Consider the following 1,233-nt stretch of genomic DNA (forward strand, 5'->3'; position numbering starts at 1 on the left):
GTAGTGGTCAACTAATCCCGGACACGACGTTAAGTTTTTCTTCGGCCCGAGCTGGCGCCAGCCCACCGTTGAATTGATGGGGGCGAATCCAGTTGTACCGATGCATTAAGAATTGGCTGATATCGCGCTGGGCTTCTTGAGCCGTTCGGTAACCCGTGGTCGGTATCCACTCCGTTTTCAAGCTGCGGAACACGCGCTCCATTGGCGCATTGTCCCAGCAATTTCCCCGGCGACTCATGCTCTGGCGCATGCGATAACGCCACAGCCGCTGGCGAAATAAACGACTCGCATACTGCGACCCTTGATCCGAGTGAAACAGCAGACCCTGAGGTCTTCCTCGTTGCTCGTAAGCCATATCCAGCGCCTTGATAACCAGATCGGCGTCCGGCTTTTCCGACAACGCCCAGCCCACCACCCGGCGCGTGCAAAGATCCAGCACGACAGCCAGGTAATGCCATTTCCCCTGGGCCCAGATGTAGGTGATGTCGCCGCACCACACCTGGTTGGGTGCTGGAGCATCGAACTCCCGATTCAATATGTTCGGGATATCCAACCGTTCAACCGTCGCTCGTTTGTAGGCATGTGATCCGGGTTGTTTACTGACTAAATCAAGCTCGCGCATCAGGCTGCGCACTTTGAACCGACCGAGCTGTTCACCGTCTTCACGCATCAGCGACAAGATGCTACGGCTGCCCGCAGCACTGCGACTTTGCGAGAACAGCTCGCTCACCCGGCTGCGTAACCGAAGTCGTTCGACATCAGGCGTTCGACGCCTAAGACGCTGGGCGTAGTAGCACGAACGGGGGACTTCAAACACCTTGCACAGCCAATCAATCGGCTCATGGACGCTCAGCTGATTGATCAGCGCGTACGCTCGTGATCTTCCGACATCAAGAGCGCGGTAGCCTTTTTTAATATCGATTTTTCCCGTTCAAGGCGGGCAATCCGGGCTTCCAGCTCCTGAATTTTCTGCTGTTCCGGGGTCAATGCTTTGCTCTGCGGAGTGACGCCTTGGCGTTCCTGCTGAACCTGATCAACCCAGCGGCGCAGGGCTGACTCGCCGACGCCGAGTGAACGGCTGGCTTCGATGTAGCTGTAGTTTTGCTTGAGCACGAGGTCGGCAGCCTCGCGTTTGAATTCAGCAGAAAAGGAACGGCGTTGTTTGGTCATCTGACACCTCGATCTGGCGAGCATTCTCGCCTAAATGGGTGTCCGGTTTCATTAGACCACTAC

1 protein-coding gene is annotated in these 1,233 nt (G+C 56.3%); it reads right to left on the reverse strand.

The window, feature by feature from the left end; all coding sequences use genetic code 11:
* Positions 1–7: 7 nt before the first annotated feature.
* Positions 8–1,170 (reverse strand): IS3 family transposase gene (locus PMI01S_RS30735; RefSeq protein ID WP_090473899.1). Its coding sequence is split into 2 segments (ribosomal slippage): positions 8–915 and positions 915–1,170, totalling 1,164 coding nucleotides; the frame shifts between segments, so codons are not numbered across the junction.
* Between the last annotated feature and the right edge of the window lie 63 nt (positions 1,171–1,233).

This window comes from Pseudomonas migulae NBRC 103157 (genome assembly GCF_002091715.1).
In the GTDB taxonomy this organism is placed as follows: Bacteria; Pseudomonadota; Gammaproteobacteria; order Pseudomonadales; family Pseudomonadaceae; genus Aquipseudomonas; species Aquipseudomonas migulae_A.